Here is a 12,830-nt window from a genome sequence, read left to right on the forward strand (position 1 = left end):
CGTCTCGACAACGCGGTGGGTTCGTCACTCGCGGGTAAGCAGGCTGAGGGACATGTCGAAACCGATCATTCTTCAAGATCTGCAAGCGGCTTTCCCCGGCTGGTGCATTTGGCGAAGCTCGGCGGGCCGACTATGGGCGACGCGCAACGGACGGCGTCTGACGCAACGCGAGACCGAAATAGGTCTCTTCCAGACACTCGATGCCGACGACGTGGCTCAACTCGCTCCCATGCTCAAGGCGCAGGAAAGGGTGGAGCTGGCGCACACCTCGCGTGATCGCATGGGAGCCGCCCCTTCAGGGCGTGATGCGACATGATCCCCCTCGACGAGTGCTTGAGCCCGCACGTGAGGCCAATGCGCCAGGGGTGCGGGCGGCTGCGGTGGAATGCGCTGGACCCGTACGGGAGGCGAGTTCGTGTGGTCGATTGGACGTGTGCGTGCAAGGCGACGGTGTATGAGCTGTGTCTGGCAGGTGGCAGGGCTTTCATCCGGCGCACGGTGCGGGGCGAACCGGTGGCGCGTGTCCATGAGACGGACCGGGAGTCACTCGGGCAGACGCGGGATACCTGGGGTGCGCTACTGGCTGGGTACGTCCGATAGCGCCTTTCAGGGCTACGCACGGCCCACATTTCCCCCGCCCCCGATAGCTGCCGGACTGTGTGGCCCGACCGAGGTGTCAACTCCGTCTTCCGCATGCCCAGCCCGTGAGATCGGCGGCGCACAGACGGAGTTGACGCCGACCGAGGGACACGAACACTGCGATATCGGGGGCGGGGGTACGGACCTTGGCCCGTGCGTGATCGATCTCGCGAGTGCAGCGGCCGGCGTCCATGCGAAGCACCCCGGAGGGGCCGCGTAGCGGTGGAGGCCGGTGGCGGAACGGCTTGACGATCCAGGCTTCTGACGGGATGGCTTGATGAATGTCGCGCCGCCTTGGAGCGGTGGGCGGCGCGCGCCGGGACCGGCCCCCAGGCCGCATGCCCGGCGCGCTGGCCGCCCGGAGCGGGCGGCGGCGCGGCGAGCGAAGCGAGCCCTTGAACCCGTAAAGAAACTCTGAACCAGTCACACCCGCAGGGCGACGTAACCGTCTGCATCGGCATCGCCCTCGACGGTGGCCGCAGCCTCGAAGCGGTCGCCTGGAGCCTGGATCTCGGTGTACTCCAGCGGGCGGCCGTCGTGGCTGTGCATGATCCGTCTTACGACCAGCAGTGGGGTTCCGGTGGACTCCATTTCCAGGTCTTCGGTGAGACCGCCGTAGGGCATGGCGGAATGCGCAGTGGTGGTCCAGCGCAGTGGCCCGTGGGTCTTCTCAAGATGGCTGTAGTAGTCGGCGGGCTCTACGTCCAAGCTGGCTGTGCGCTCGCGCCCCTGTCCAGCGACGGTGCCTACGAGATCAGCGATGACGGTGGAGTGCAGGGCGATTCGGACGCGGTTGGAGGTGCTCTGCCAGTAGGTGAAGCGGAGGACGACGCTGCGGCCCTTGCCGATGCGCAGCACCGTCGCGTCGTCGCTGCCTGGAGCTGTGAGCTGGGGCTCTAGATGGTTCACGCCTTCACGCTGCGCGTCGCTGGGCACGCTGACGGATTCCCACCCGTTGGAGATCATTTCGTGGGCGGGGCTGAGGAAGTCGGCGTGTGTGGACTGGCCGATCAGGATGAGCCGTCGTTCGGCGCGGGGACGGACGAAGGTTCCCCGTCCGTGCGCCACGGTGAGTAGTCCTTCGCCGACGAGTTGGGCGATTGCCTTGCGGATGGTGGGGCGTGAGGTGGCGTAGTGGTCGGCCAGGACGGCTTCACCCGGGAGGGCTTGGCCGGGTTGGTAGTACTCCTCCAGCACGTCACCGCGCAGGAAGTCGGTGATTTCGCGCCAGCGTGCCGTCTTCTCGTTTGCCATGTGGCCTCCTTTCTCTGTCTACAAGAGGTAGCACGTGTTGTGCTAATCTGTCGATATGACTCACCACGTAGCACGTCTAGGCCGCCATTTACTGGTACGAGTGAGAGGAGACCTGCATGCACGATGACCCCCGCACCGCGAAAGATCACCCGGCGTGGATGAGCGACCTCGCCCGCGTCGTCAACGACCCCGGCTACGACCGATGGCGTTCCCTGGTTGCCGCCACCGGTGGATGTGCCAATCCGGTGCACCTGGTCGGTGCCTCGCTCGTGGTTCAGACCGACAACGGCGAGATCCTGCGCACCTACCAGACGAGCGACGAACCAGGCGGCGTGCTGCTGGTCGCCTGCGGCAACCGCCGTGCCTCCGTCTGCCCGGCCTGCGCCCGGACCTACCAGGCCGACACCTACCAGCTCATCCGGGCGGGCCTGTCCGGCGGCAAGGGCATCCCCGAAGAAGTGAGCACCCACCCCCGAGTGTTCTGCACGCTGACAGCCCCCTCGTTCGGGGCTGTGCACACGCGCGTGGAGGTCAACGGAAGGGCCCTTCGGTGCCGCCCCCGCTCGGGTAGGAGCCGCACGATCTGCGAGCACGGTCAACCGGTCGGCTGCGCACAGGTACACGAGCCGAGCGATCAACAGCTCGGGCAAGCTATCTGCGCCGACTGCTACGACTATCCCGGCGCGGTGCTGTGGCAGGCACACGCGGGAATGCTGTGGCAACGCTTCACCACGGCCCTGCGGCGCGAACTGGCCCGTCAGGCGGGGATGAGCGCCCGAGAGATGGCCACCTGGGTACGCGTCTCCTTCGCCAAGGTCGCCGAATACCAGCGACGCGGCCTGGTGCACTTCCATGCTGTGATCCGCCTCGACGGACCGGACGGCGCCCACGAACGACCCCCGGACTGGGCCGAGCACGGCATGCTCATGCGAGGCATCCGGCAAGCCGCACACTCGATACACCTCACCTCGCCCGAAAGCAGCCTCGGCACCTGGGCCCTGACCTGGGGTGAGCAGATCGATATCCGCCCCATCGTCCTCGGCAACGCCCTCGACGGCGTCAACGAGGAAGGCGTCGCCTCCTACATCGCCAAATACGCCACCAAAGGCTCCGATGGCAGCGCCGCACTGGACTTCGGCATCGCCTGCCGCCGTTGCAAAGGCTCCGGCCGGGCAAGCACCTTCACCTCGTGCGCCCGCTGCCACGGGACCGGCCTAAAAGACGGACTGCTGTTAGACGCCCTGCCCGTCACCGACCATGCCCGCCGCATGATCCGCACCTGCTGGGAACTCGGCAAACGGCCCGAGTTCGCGGAGCTACGGCTACGCCCCTGGGCCCACATGCTCGGCTTCCGGGGTCACTTCTCCAGCAAGAGCCGCCGATACTCCATCACCCTGGGCGACCTGCGCAACGCCCGCGCCCGATACCAGATCGAACAAGCCCGCGAACGAGACGGCCTCCCTTCGATCGATGACGCATCCACCGCCGTCGTCGCCCACTGGCGCTTCGCCGGAACCGGCTACACCCCCGGCGAAGCAGTCCTGGCCGAATACATCCGCCAGCAGATCACCACCGCTCGCGCGATCGAAGCAGAGCGGGAGGACAGATGACCCCAGCCGCGTCGCACGACGAGCAGCGCCTCTACCGCGTCCCCGACGCCATGCGCCTGCTCAGTCTGAGCCGCAGCGTGATCTACGAACTCATCCGGTCGGGCCGCCTGCACTCGGTCACCGAAGGCCGAACCAGGCTCATCCCCGCCACCGCCATCAGCGACTACATCGCCTTACTGGAGAGGGAGGCATCATGACCACACGGCGCAGCAGAGGAGACGGCGGCCTCCACTGGAACGAGACGCGACAGCGCTGGATCGCCGAACTGACGGTCGGCTACACACCCGCCGGGAAGCGCATCGTCAAGAAGGCCAGCGGCAAGACCAAAACCGAAGCCAAGGCCAAGCTCAAGGAGATGATTCGCGACCACGACGACGGCCTGGCCAGCGGTCCGGCGAACTACACGGTGGCGGACGCCGTGACGAGTTGGCTCGCCTATGGCTTGCACGGTCGCGACGAGAACACGATCACCAACTACCGGACGTTGTGCGAGAAGCACGTCGTCCCGGACCTGGGCGCTCGCAAGCTACGAGAGCTGAGCGCCGAGGACGTGGATGGGTGGCTCGTGAGCAAGGCCAAGGTGCTTGCTGCCCGCACAGTGCGTTTGCTCCACTCGTGCCTGAACCGCACGGTGAGGTTCGCCCAGGCTCGCGACAAGGTGAAGCGCAACGTGGTGGGCCTCTGCGAGATACCTGAGGGCAAGGCGGGCCGCCCGTCCAAGTCCCTGACCCTCGACCAGGCCACGGCCCTGCTCAACGCGGCGGAGAATTCGCGCCTTTACGCCTATGTGGTGCTCTCGCTCCTGATCGGTGCCAGGACTGAGGAACTGCGAGCGCTGACCTGGAAGGAGGTTGCCCTCGTCAGCGATCCGGGCAACGGCGTCCCGCCGTGGATCGCCGTGTGGCGCTCTGTACGTGAGGGTGGCGACACCAAGACCAAGCGGTCGCGGCGCTCCCTGGCCCTGCCCAAGCGGTGTGTAGAGGCGCTTAAGGCGCACCGGCGGCAGCAACGCAAGGACAAGAAGGCGGCGGGCGACGACTGGAAGGAGCACGGCCTTGTCTTCGCCTCGCTCGTCGGCACGCCGCTCGACGCCCACAACGTTCGCCGGGCGTTCCGGAAGATCGTCAAGGACGCCGGGATGCCCGCCTACTACTGGACGCCTCGCGAGATGCGGCACAGTTTCGTCTCGCTACTCTCCGACTCGGGCGTCCCCCTGGAGGACATCGCCCGGCTTGTCGGCCACAGTGGCACGGCCGTCACCGAAGCCGTCTACCGCAAGCAGATCCGGCCGGTCCTCCTGGGCGGAGCTGCGGCGATGGACGAGATCTTCGCCCGGTAGTCACTCAGTTAGTCACTCAGGAAACGCGAAAGGGTGCCACCTGTTGAGTGACACCCTGCTCGACCAGCCGAAGCGTGGTCGGGACGACAGGATTTGAACCTGCGACCCCTTGACCCCCAGTCAAGTGCGCTACCAAGCTGCGCTACGTCCCGCCAAGGCCCTGCTGGAAGCGTGTTCCGTGCGGCCTTGCGTGGAAAACACTATCACGGGTGACGGACCTCTCCGCGCCATTACCGGCGAGGCCCGGAGGGGTGGGAACAAGGTCATCCGGACCGGGGCCGAGGGTGAGGAGCCGGTCATGAAACCTTCGGACATTTCCCTGGTGCAGGTTCTCGGTACGCCTGCCGTCTCGCCCGGCGGGCGCCATGCGGTGGTCGCGGTCACCCGTCCCGATCTGGAGGCGGACGCCTACCGGGGCGGGCTCTGGCTTGTTCCCACCGACGGGTCCGAGCGGGCTCGGCGGCTCACCCATGGGCCGCCGGACAGTGCGCCGGTCTACTCGCCTGACGGGATGTGGCTGGCGTTCGTGCGTTCGGGGCCGGGGGTCAAGGCTCGGCTGGGCCTTCCCCTCGACCTGTACGGCGAGCCGTCCACCTGGGCGGACCAGAGCCCGCTGACCCACGCCGGCCGGATCACCCTCCCGATGCTGATCATCCACTCCGAACACGACTGGCGGGCACCGGTGGAGCAGGCGCAGCGCCTGTTCGTGGAGCTGAAGTTGCCCGGCGTGGAGACCGGGATGCTGCTGTTTCCCGATGAAGGCCATGAGATGTCCCGTTCCGGACTGCCCAGTCGGCGAATTGCCCGATTCGACGCCATCCTTGACTGGTGGCAACGTCACCTCTGACGGAGAAAATCCATGGAAAGGTGACACATGCGCATCGCCCGATTACTGGCCGCGATCACCTTCGCGATCCCAGCGCTCTTAACCTCTTCGGCCCAGGCACGATCCCCCGTCTGCCCCGGCACCGGCACCGACGCCGCGGTCGACAGCCCCGTCGAGATCGACGCCGCGTCCGCCTGCCCGGCCGTCTCGCCCCGCCTCGGCATCGCCTACGCCCCGGTCGTCGACGGCGTCGTCACCCTTCAGGACAGGGAACCGCTGGGCGGCGCCCCGAGTGAACACGACGACATCCGCTTCCTCCCCAACGGCTCCGGCTCCCGCGTGGTCTTCGGCGGCAGGACCTACACCCTGCTGAACGTGCACTACCACGGCCCTGCCGAGCACAAGTTCGCCGGCCGGGGCTTCGCGCCCCTGGAAGCCCATCTGGTCCACGAGCTGGCCGGGCCCGCCCAGGGCTACCTGGTCCTGTCGGTGCTGGTGAACGCCCGGCGCGACGGCTGGTCGGAGCACGACTTCCTCCTGCGCGAGCCGCCTTCCACGGTCGGCGCCACCAGGCGGGTCCATGGGGTGAACCTCGCGGCCCTGCTGCCCGCGCCCGGCAAACGTGCCTTCTACCGCTACACCGGTTCGCTCACCACGCCGGAGTACGACAAGCCGGTCACCTGGATCGTCTTCCGGCAGCCCGGCTCCGCCACCCCGCACCACATCGCCGGCGTCCGCGAGCTGTGGGACGAGCACGGCAACAAGCGTCCCCTGCAGGACAACCCGATCCCGCCGAACATCTACCGGCACTGACACCCCGCCCCCGGCCCCGGAAGCGTCCGGAAGCGGCTAGGAAGGGGCGCGGGGGCCGGTCAGCCACTCCAGCAGCGGCCGCACGTCGCGCCAGGCGTCGCGGACCGCGCCGAGCGCCTGCCCGCCGGTCGTCCTCGACTTGGGCAGGCGCTTCTCGGCCCCCAGCGACTTGTAGCGCAGCAGGTCGATGCGCGGATGGTCGGCGGAGTAGCCGCGTGGCCGCGTCTTGACGCGCTCGCCCACGAGCGAGAAGCCCTTCTTCTCCAGCCGCTCGACGATCGTGCGGAGTTTCTCGCCCGCTTTGCCGTCCACGGCCTCGCGGTAGCGGCGGGTGTCGTCGGTGTCGAAGGCGTGGAAGCCGCCGCCGACGTGGATGCCGTCGGCGCCGAGCATGAGGTAGTAACCGGTGTGGCCCTCGGCGGCCACGGTGACGCCCTGGCTGGTCTTGTAGGGCGACTTGTCGGTGCTGAAGCGGGTGTCGCGCTGGGGTCTGAACAGCTTGGCGGGGCCGAACTCGTCCTCCAGCCCTTCGAGCATCTCCTCCAGCGGCTCGCGTACGGCCCGCTCGTAGACGTCCTTGTGGGCGTGCCAGAACTCCTTGGTGTTGTCGGCTTCCAGCTGCTTGTAGAAGTCGAAGGCCTTGGCGGTCAGGGGCACGGTGGGTTCCTCCGTTTCAGAGCAGTCCGGCGAACCGTTCGACGACCTCGGCCGCCTGGGCGGCGTTGAGGCGGGGGTCGCAGGCCGTTCGGTAGCGCGGCAGGCGGGGTGCCCGCGCGCACGGCGCGGGCGTGGCGATGCACTCGGTGACGTCGTCGGGCGTCATCTCCAGGTGCAGGCCGGCCGGGTGGCGGTGGCGGGCGCGCAGGACGCTGACGAATGCCGTGACCTCCTCCAGGATCGCCTCCATGGGCCGGGTCTTGGGCCCGGTGCCCATGCGGACCGTGTTGCCGTGCATCGGGTCGCACAGCCACACGACCGGCATACCCCGCCTGCCGACTTCACCCACGATCTCCGGCAGGAGGGTGCGGACCCGGGTGCTGCCCAGGCGGACGATGAACAGCAGCCTGCCGGGCAGGGCGTCGGGGTTGAGCAGGCGGCTGAGGCGGGCGGCCTGGGCCGGGGTCGTGGCGGGGCCGAGCTTGACGCCGACGGTGTTGCGGACGGACCGGGCGAAGGCGACGTGCGGGCCGTCGGGCTGGCGGGTGCGCTCGCCGATCCACACCGAGTGGGCGGAGGCGGCGTAGCCGTCGCGTACCAGGGGGCGCTCGTAGTCGAGCAGCAGCGCCTCGTGGGAGACGTAGGCCCGTTCGAGCGGCGGGCGGCCGGGCCAGGACTCGCGCACCACGCGCAGGACCGAGCGGGCGCAACGGTGGGCGCGCAGCAGGCGTTCCGGGTCGGGGCGGCGGGCGCGGGGGTCGCCCGCGGGGCTGTTGACGGCGTCGCCCCGGTAGGACGGGACGAGGGTGCCGTCGGCGGTGATCTCGTGGGGGGCCGAGCGGGGTTTGCCGTACTGGCCGGCCAGGCGGCCCAGCGGGAGCGTGGGCGCGCCGGTGCTCGCGGTGATCGCGGCGGCCAGGCCGTACAGCTGGGCGAGTTTCGCGCGCACGTCGGACGGGCCGGACTCGCGGAAGCGCTCCGCGCAGTCGCCGCCCTGGAGGACGAAGCCGCCGCCGTCGCCCGCGCGGGCGACGGCGGCGGCGAGCCGGTCGCACTCGTGCGCGCGGACCAGCGGCGGCAGGCCGTGCAGGGTTTCGACGACCCTGCCGAGCAGCGCCGGGTCGTCCCAGTCGGGTTGCTGGGCGGCGCCGATCACGACGCCTCGTCCCGCAGTCGCGCCTTGTCCACCTTGCCGACGGGGGTCAGCGGCAGGCCGGGCACGACGACCACCCGGTCGGGGATCTTGTAGGCGGCCGCGCCGCGCTCGCGCATGAACGCGCCGATGGCGGGGAGCGTGGGCGGTTCGTCCCCGGCGACGATGTAGGCGCAGGTGCGTTCGCCCAGGTAGTGGTCGGGCACGGCGACCACGGCGGCGGCGCGCACGTGCGGGTGGGCCAGCAGGTGCTCCTCGACCTCGTCGGCGGGCACCTTGTCGCCGCCGCGGTTGATCACGTCCTTGACCCGGCCGCAGATGACGAGGTGGCCGCTCGGGGTGGTGCGGGCGAGGTCGCCGGTGCGGAAGAATCCGTCGGGGGTGAAGGCGCGCGCGTTGTGGTCGCCGGCGCGGTAGTAGCCCCTGATCGTGTACGGCCCGCGCACCTGCAGCTCACCGGCCTGACCGGCGGGCACCTCGGCGCCCGACTCGTCCACGACGCGGATCTCGTCATGCTCCGACAGCGGGCGTCCCTGGGCGCGGGCCCGCAACTCCGGCCCGTCGCCGGGCGGGCTCTGGCTCAGCAGCCCCTCTGCCATGCCGAACGACTGCTGCACCCGGCCGAGCCGCGCCTCGACGTCGGCGACCAGTCCGGGGCCCGCCGCGGCGCCGCCGAGCTGTACCAGGCGCAGGCTGTCCAGGCGGTGCGGGGTCCACGCGGCGGCCTCGGCCCACAGCAGCCCGAGCGAGGGCACGAGCCCGGTGACGGTGACGCGTTCGCGCTCGATGATCGGGAAGGCGTCGTCGGGGCCGGGGGTCGGGGTGAGGGCGACGGCTCCGCCCGCGTGCAGGGTGCCGAGCACGCCGGGGCAGCCGAGCGCGTAGTTGTGCGCGATGGGCAGCGCGGCCAGGTAGACGTCGTCGCGGGTCAGCCGGGCGTTGGCGGCGCTGAGCCGGAGGTTGCACAGGTAGTCGTCGTGGGTGCGCGGGATGAGCTTGGCGCGGCCGGTCGTGCCGCCGGACAGCAGGAAGAGCGCGACGTCGCCGGGGGCGGGCGGCTTGAGGTCGGCGGGTTCCGCGTAGAGGGCGTCGAGGGGGGTGAACTCCTCCGGCTGCCCGGCCACGATCACCTGGCGGGGGCCGCGGATCCGGCGGGCAAGTTCGCGGTGGTCGAAGCCCTGGTGGTGGTCGGGGATGACGTAGGCGGCCGGTTCGGTCCGCGCGGCGAGGTGGCCGATCTCGTCGTGGCGGTGCGGGGGCAGCGCGAGTACGGGGGCGGCGCCCAGCGTGAACAGGGCGAACAGGGTGTCGATGAGCTCCGGGGAGTTCGGCAGGTGCACGATGACGCGTTCGCCGGGCCGTACGCCGAGATGGTGTAGGCCGGTGGCCAGGCGGGCGGCGCGCCCGGCGAGGTCGCGGTAGGTGCGCCGCCCGCCGGTGGCGGTGACGAGCGCGGTGCGCTCGTCGTGGGCGTGGAGCAGGGAGCCGAGGGTCTGTCCTGTCCACAGGCCGAGTTCACGGTAGCGGCGGGCGCTCTCCTCCGGCCATGGTACGCATCCGGGGATCATGCGGTCCTCCTCAGGGGGCCAGCCGCGTCACGTGCCAGCCGCCGGAGGCGTGCCGGTAACGGACACGGTCCTGGATCTCGTCGGCCCTGCGCTGCCAGAACTCCATCTCCCGCGGCGTGAGCCGGTAGCCGCCCCAGTGGACGGGGCGCGGGACCTCCTGGCCGGTGAAGCGGGCGCGGTGGTCGTCGAAGCGCGTGCGCACGGCCTGCCGGTCGCCGATCTCGGACCGCTGGTCACTGCTCCAGGCCAGCAGTTGCAGGGTGCGGGGCAGGCTGGCGAAGTGGGCGTCGGACTCGACCTCGCCCAGCCGCGCGACCAGGCCCTCGACGCGGACCTGGCGGCCCTTCTCCAGCAGGGCGAAGCACAGGGCTGCCATGGGGTTGACCGCGACGTCGGCGGCCTTGCGGCTGGCGTGGTTGGTGAAGTACACGAAGCCGTGGTCGACGTAGGCCACGTCCACCCAGCGGGCGGAGGGGCGTCCGTGGTGGTCGGCCGTGGCCAGCACGGCGAAACCGGGCATCTCCCAGCGGGCGAACTCCCGCAACGGATCCACTGCATTTTCGGTGAGCATTTTCTGCTCCTGCCATTCTCTGGTCAGTTGAAACCCTATTGCCTATAATCGCTTTCATGCAAGAAGCCGCAGCGAAACTCATCACCCGCCATCGAGAAATAACCACCCCGCGTACTTTCGAGCTACTCGGCCTCGAATGGGACCTCCTGCCGGGCGTCTACGCCCCGCACCTGTCCCAGTCGTCGGCCCTTTACGCCGAATGGCTGCCCTATCCCCTGCACGGGTCGTTCTGCGAGGTCGGCAGCGGCACCGGCTACATCTCGGTGCTGGCCGCGCTGCGCGGCTGCGCCTCGGTGACCGCCCTGGACCTCAGTGCGGCGGCCGTGGACAACACCCGGCTCAACGCCGTACGGCACAGCGTCGACGACGTCGTCCGTACGGCCCAAGGCGATCTGTTCGAGCCGTTGACCAGCGAAGACCGTTTCGATCTCATCTACTGGAACTCCAACTTCGTCGAGGGTGAGCCCGCCGACGCGCTGGAGCGGGCGTTCTTCGATCCCGGCTACGCCGCGCACGCCGCCTACTTCCGCGACGCCGCGGCGCACCTGGAGCCGGGCGGCCGGCTGCTGCTCGGCTTCACCGACCTGGGCGACGAGAACCGGGTGCGCGCGCTGGCCGCGGACAACGGCTGGCGGGCCGCGACGCTGCGCGCCACCAAATGCGCCGCGGAAAAAGGGCACATCGAATACCGCCTCCTCGAATTCCAGCAGCGATAATTCACCGGTAAAGGCGGACGGCGAGCGGCGCCAATATGGCGGTCGCCGCCACCGCCCAAGCCGCGGTGAAAAGCACGGGCATCAATACGGGACCACCGCTCGAAAGGCCGGTGAGCGCGTCGCCGGCCAGTGACAGCGGATTGGCCCGCACCACGGGCTGCAGCCAGCCGGGGAACTGCTCGACCGGCACGAACCCCGACGACAGGAACAGCAGCAGCGTCACCGGCGTGTTGAGCGCCCCGCTGACCGCCTGCTCGCTGGAGGCCGACAACGCCACGACGACGGCCAGCCACAGGAAGATCCAGGCGAACAGCGCCACCACCGCGAAGAAGGCGAGCACCGCCAGCGGCCCCTGGCTGAACCGGAACCCCGCGGCGTACGCGACGGCCGTGGTGAACGCGCCCACGAGCACGGCCCTGGCCAGGTCGGCGGCGATGCGCCCGGCCAGCACCGGCAGCCGGCCGATGTCCATGGCCCTGAACCGGTCGGTGATGCCGCCGCGCAGGTCGGTGAAGAAGCCCACGCCGGTGCCGACCGCCCCGTACGCGGCGCTGAACAGCACGATGACCGGGGCGAGCCGGTCGATGTAGGAGCCGCGGGTGGCCTGGCCGACGAGTTCGCCGAAGACCAGCAGCATGAGGAACAGCAGGATCACCGGGAACATCACCGAGTCCGCGACGAGCTGCGGGCTCTTGACGAAGCGGCGCAGGTTGCGACCGGCGAGCAGGCCGGTCTCGGCAAGGGTGCTCATGTCGCCCTCCTGAAGGCCTGTACGGCCGCCGCCGAGAAGACCGCCAGCAGCCCGGCCAGCCACGCCAGCGCCTTGAGCACGGGCCCGGCCGTCGGCCCGCCCTCGGCCAGCGCGCGCAGCGCGTCCAGCACCGCGGTGACCGGCTGGTGGCGTACCACCGGCTCGATCCAGCCGGGGAAGGCGTCGGCGGGCACGAACGCCGAGGAGACCATCAGCAGCGGCAGGTAGATGACGTGCAGGGTCGAGGAGACCGACTCCGGGTCACGGGAGACGAGGCCGAGCGCGCTGGTGCCCGCCGAGATCGTCAGCGCGAAGGCCACGGACAGGGCGACGAAGCCCAGCGCGGCCGGCGCGCCGGCCTGGAAGCGGAACCCGGCCACGTAGCCGGTCGCGACGATCACCGCGATGGCCAGCAGCGCCCGGACGCTGTCGGCGGCCATCCGGCCCACCACCACGGCGCCCCGGTTGATGGCGAGCGCGCGGTAGCGGGCCAGCATGCCGCTGCGGCGGTCGGAGGAGGCGAAGAAGGCCGCGGTGATCGCCACGGAGAACATCCACTGCACGACGATCGCCGGTGGCAGGAACTGGGCGTAGTCGATGCCGCGTACCCGCAGCAGGTTGCCGAACAGGGCCAGGAAGCCGAAGACGAAGATGATCGGGAAGATCACCATCGTGCTGACGGTGTCGGCGATCGAGTTGAGCCGGATGTTGCGCCCGGCCAGCAGGAGTCCCTGCCCGAACAGGTTGCCGAGGCCGGCCTCGGTCCCGGCGGTCATGACGAGGCCTCCTTGCGCGCACGCTCCCCGTGCTCACGCTCCCCGTGCTCACGCTCCTTGGGCTCACGCTCCTTGGGCTCACGCTCCTTGGGCTCACGCTCCTTGGGCTCACGCTCCTTGGGCTCACGCTCCTTGGGCTCACGCTCCTTGGGCTCAC

The 12,830-nt window shown here is 69.9% G+C and carries 13 protein-coding genes, 1 tRNA gene and 1 pseudogene; 7 read left to right on the forward strand and 8 right to left on the reverse strand.

The features are described from left to right. Nucleotides 1-52 precede the first annotated feature (52 nt). Complete coding sequence (locus tag ACIBKY_RS12960) at nt 53-316, forward strand: hypothetical protein (protein ID WP_397096842.1); 264 nt, start codon at nt 53-55, stop codon at nt 314-316. 746 nt (nt 317-1,062) lie between these two features. On the opposite strand, the gene ACIBKY_RS12965 is transcribed toward ACIBKY_RS12960, so the two are convergent. Beyond that, entirely contained in the window at nt 1,063-1,893 is an 831-nt protein-coding gene (locus ACIBKY_RS12965) for a GntR family transcriptional regulator (protein ID WP_397096843.1), read from the reverse strand. A gap of 116 nt (nt 1,894-2,009) precedes the next feature. On the opposite strand from ACIBKY_RS12965, the gene ACIBKY_RS12970 reads away from it, so the two are divergent. Genes ACIBKY_RS12970 through ACIBKY_RS12980 form a run of 3 tightly spaced genes read left to right on the forward strand, consistent with a single transcriptional unit; the run spans nt 2,010 to nt 4,842 of the window. Beyond that, nucleotides 2,010-3,503 (forward strand): replication initiator, encoded by a 1,494-nt coding sequence (locus tag ACIBKY_RS12970; RefSeq protein WP_397096844.1) that lies wholly within the window; start codon nt 2,010-2,012, stop codon nt 3,501-3,503. Further along, entirely contained in the window at nt 3,500-3,700 is a 201-nt protein-coding gene (locus ACIBKY_RS12975; protein WP_397096845.1) for a helix-turn-helix domain-containing protein, read from the forward strand. Before ACIBKY_RS12970 ends, ACIBKY_RS12975 begins: the two co-directional genes overlap by 4 nt. Continuing rightward, entirely contained in the window at nt 3,697-4,842 is a 1,146-nt protein-coding gene (locus ACIBKY_RS12980) for a tyrosine-type recombinase/integrase (protein WP_397096846.1), read from the forward strand. The genes ACIBKY_RS12975 and ACIBKY_RS12980 overlap by 4 nt, the downstream gene beginning before the upstream one ends. A 75-nt stretch (nt 4,843-4,917) precedes the next feature. Here the strand turns inward: ACIBKY_RS12980 and ACIBKY_RS12985 are convergent. Further along, nucleotides 4,918-4,994: transfer RNA gene (locus ACIBKY_RS12985), tRNA-Pro, on the reverse strand. Between the two features lie 413 nt (nt 4,995-5,407). On the opposite strand from ACIBKY_RS12985, the pseudogene ACIBKY_RS12990 reads away from it, so the two are divergent. Both ACIBKY_RS12990 and ACIBKY_RS12995 read left to right on the forward strand, forming a co-directional pair. Beyond that, nucleotides 5,408-5,689: pseudogene (locus ACIBKY_RS12990) on the forward strand (alpha/beta hydrolase family protein); the annotation flags it as partial. Nucleotides 5,690-5,716: 27 nt separating this feature from the next. Beyond that, a complete protein-coding gene (locus ACIBKY_RS12995) occupies nt 5,717-6,481 on the forward strand; it encodes a carbonic anhydrase family protein (RefSeq protein WP_397096847.1) in 765 nt (254 codons plus the stop codon). Between the two features lie 36 nt (nt 6,482-6,517). Here the strand turns inward: ACIBKY_RS12995 and ACIBKY_RS13000 are convergent, their stop codons facing one another. The 4 genes from ACIBKY_RS13000 to ACIBKY_RS13015 are packed head-to-tail and all read right to left on the reverse strand — an operon-like array spanning nt 6,518 to nt 10,430. Beyond that, nucleotides 6,518-7,138 (reverse strand): DUF2461 domain-containing protein, encoded by a 621-nt coding sequence (locus tag ACIBKY_RS13000; RefSeq protein WP_397096848.1) that lies wholly within the window; start codon nt 7,136-7,138, stop codon nt 6,518-6,520. A 16-nt stretch (nt 7,139-7,154) separates the two neighbouring features. Continuing rightward, nucleotides 7,155-8,294 (reverse strand): 3-deoxy-7-phosphoheptulonate synthase, encoded by a 1,140-nt coding sequence (locus tag ACIBKY_RS13005; protein ID WP_397096849.1) that lies wholly within the window; start codon nt 8,292-8,294, stop codon nt 7,155-7,157. After that, nucleotides 8,291-9,859: a (2,3-dihydroxybenzoyl)adenylate synthase gene (locus ACIBKY_RS13010; RefSeq protein WP_397096850.1), complete on the reverse strand. Its 1,569-nt coding sequence runs from the start codon at nt 9,857-9,859 to the stop codon at nt 8,291-8,293. Before ACIBKY_RS13010 ends, ACIBKY_RS13005 begins: the two co-directional genes overlap by 4 nt. A 10-nt stretch (nt 9,860-9,869) precedes the next feature. Next, nucleotides 9,870-10,430 (reverse strand): pyridoxal 5'-phosphate synthase, encoded by a 561-nt coding sequence (locus tag ACIBKY_RS13015; protein WP_397096851.1) that lies wholly within the window; start codon nt 10,428-10,430, stop codon nt 9,870-9,872. Nucleotides 10,431-10,486: 56 nt separating this feature from the next. Here ACIBKY_RS13015 and ACIBKY_RS13020 point away from each other — a divergent pair, with 56 nt between their 5' ends. After that, nucleotides 10,487-11,146, forward strand: coding sequence for a methyltransferase (locus ACIBKY_RS13020; protein WP_397096852.1), 660 nt, complete (start codon nt 10,487-10,489; stop codon nt 11,144-11,146). A 1-nt stretch (nt 11,147) separates the two neighbouring features. Here the strand turns inward: ACIBKY_RS13020 and ACIBKY_RS13025 are convergent, their stop codons facing one another. After that, complete coding sequence (locus tag ACIBKY_RS13025) at nt 11,148-11,897, reverse strand: ABC transporter permease (protein ID WP_397096853.1); 750 nt, start codon at nt 11,895-11,897, stop codon at nt 11,148-11,150. Then, nucleotides 11,894-12,673, reverse strand: a complete 780-nt coding sequence (locus ACIBKY_RS13030) for an ABC transporter permease (protein ID WP_397096854.1) — start codon at nt 12,671-12,673, stop codon at nt 11,894-11,896. The genes ACIBKY_RS13025 and ACIBKY_RS13030 overlap by 4 nt, the downstream gene beginning before the upstream one ends. Nucleotides 12,674-12,830: the final 157 nt, after the last annotated feature.

This window comes from Nonomuraea sp. NPDC050394 (assembly GCF_044459065.1).
Lineage (GTDB): Bacteria > Actinomycetota > Actinomycetes > Streptosporangiales > Streptosporangiaceae > Nonomuraea.

Excerpts from the sequence above, each read along its gene's own strand:
- ACIBKY_RS13020 (WP_397096852.1), top strand. The coding sequence starts at position 10,487 with ATGCAAGAAGCCGCAGCGAAACTCATCACCCGCCATCGAGAAATAACC.
- ACIBKY_RS13010 (WP_397096850.1), bottom strand. The coding sequence starts at position 9,859 with ATGATCCCCGGATGCGTACCATGGCCGGAGGAGAGCGCCCGCCGCTAC.
- ACIBKY_RS12975 (WP_397096845.1), top strand. The coding sequence starts at position 3,500 with ATGACCCCAGCCGCGTCGCACGACGAGCAGCGCCTCTACCGCGTCCCC.
- ACIBKY_RS12980 (WP_397096846.1), top strand. The coding sequence starts at position 3,697 with ATGACCACACGGCGCAGCAGAGGAGACGGCGGCCTCCACTGGAACGAG.
- ACIBKY_RS13025 (WP_397096853.1), bottom strand. The coding sequence starts at position 11,897 with ATGAGCACCCTTGCCGAGACCGGCCTGCTCGCCGGTCGCAACCTGCGC.
- ACIBKY_RS12970 (WP_397096844.1), top strand. The coding sequence starts at position 2,010 with ATGCACGATGACCCCCGCACCGCGAAAGATCACCCGGCGTGGATGAGC.
- ACIBKY_RS12960 (WP_397096842.1), top strand. The coding sequence starts at position 53 with ATGTCGAAACCGATCATTCTTCAAGATCTGCAAGCGGCTTTCCCCGGC.
- ACIBKY_RS12995 (WP_397096847.1), top strand. The coding sequence starts at position 5,717 with ATGCGCATCGCCCGATTACTGGCCGCGATCACCTTCGCGATCCCAGCG.
- ACIBKY_RS13030 (WP_397096854.1), bottom strand. The coding sequence starts at position 12,673 with ATGACCGCCGGGACCGAGGCCGGCCTCGGCAACCTGTTCGGGCAGGGA.
- ACIBKY_RS12965 (WP_397096843.1), bottom strand. The coding sequence starts at position 1,893 with ATGGCAAACGAGAAGACGGCACGCTGGCGCGAAATCACCGACTTCCTG.
- ACIBKY_RS13015 (WP_397096851.1), bottom strand. The coding sequence starts at position 10,430 with ATGCTCACCGAAAATGCAGTGGATCCGTTGCGGGAGTTCGCCCGCTGG.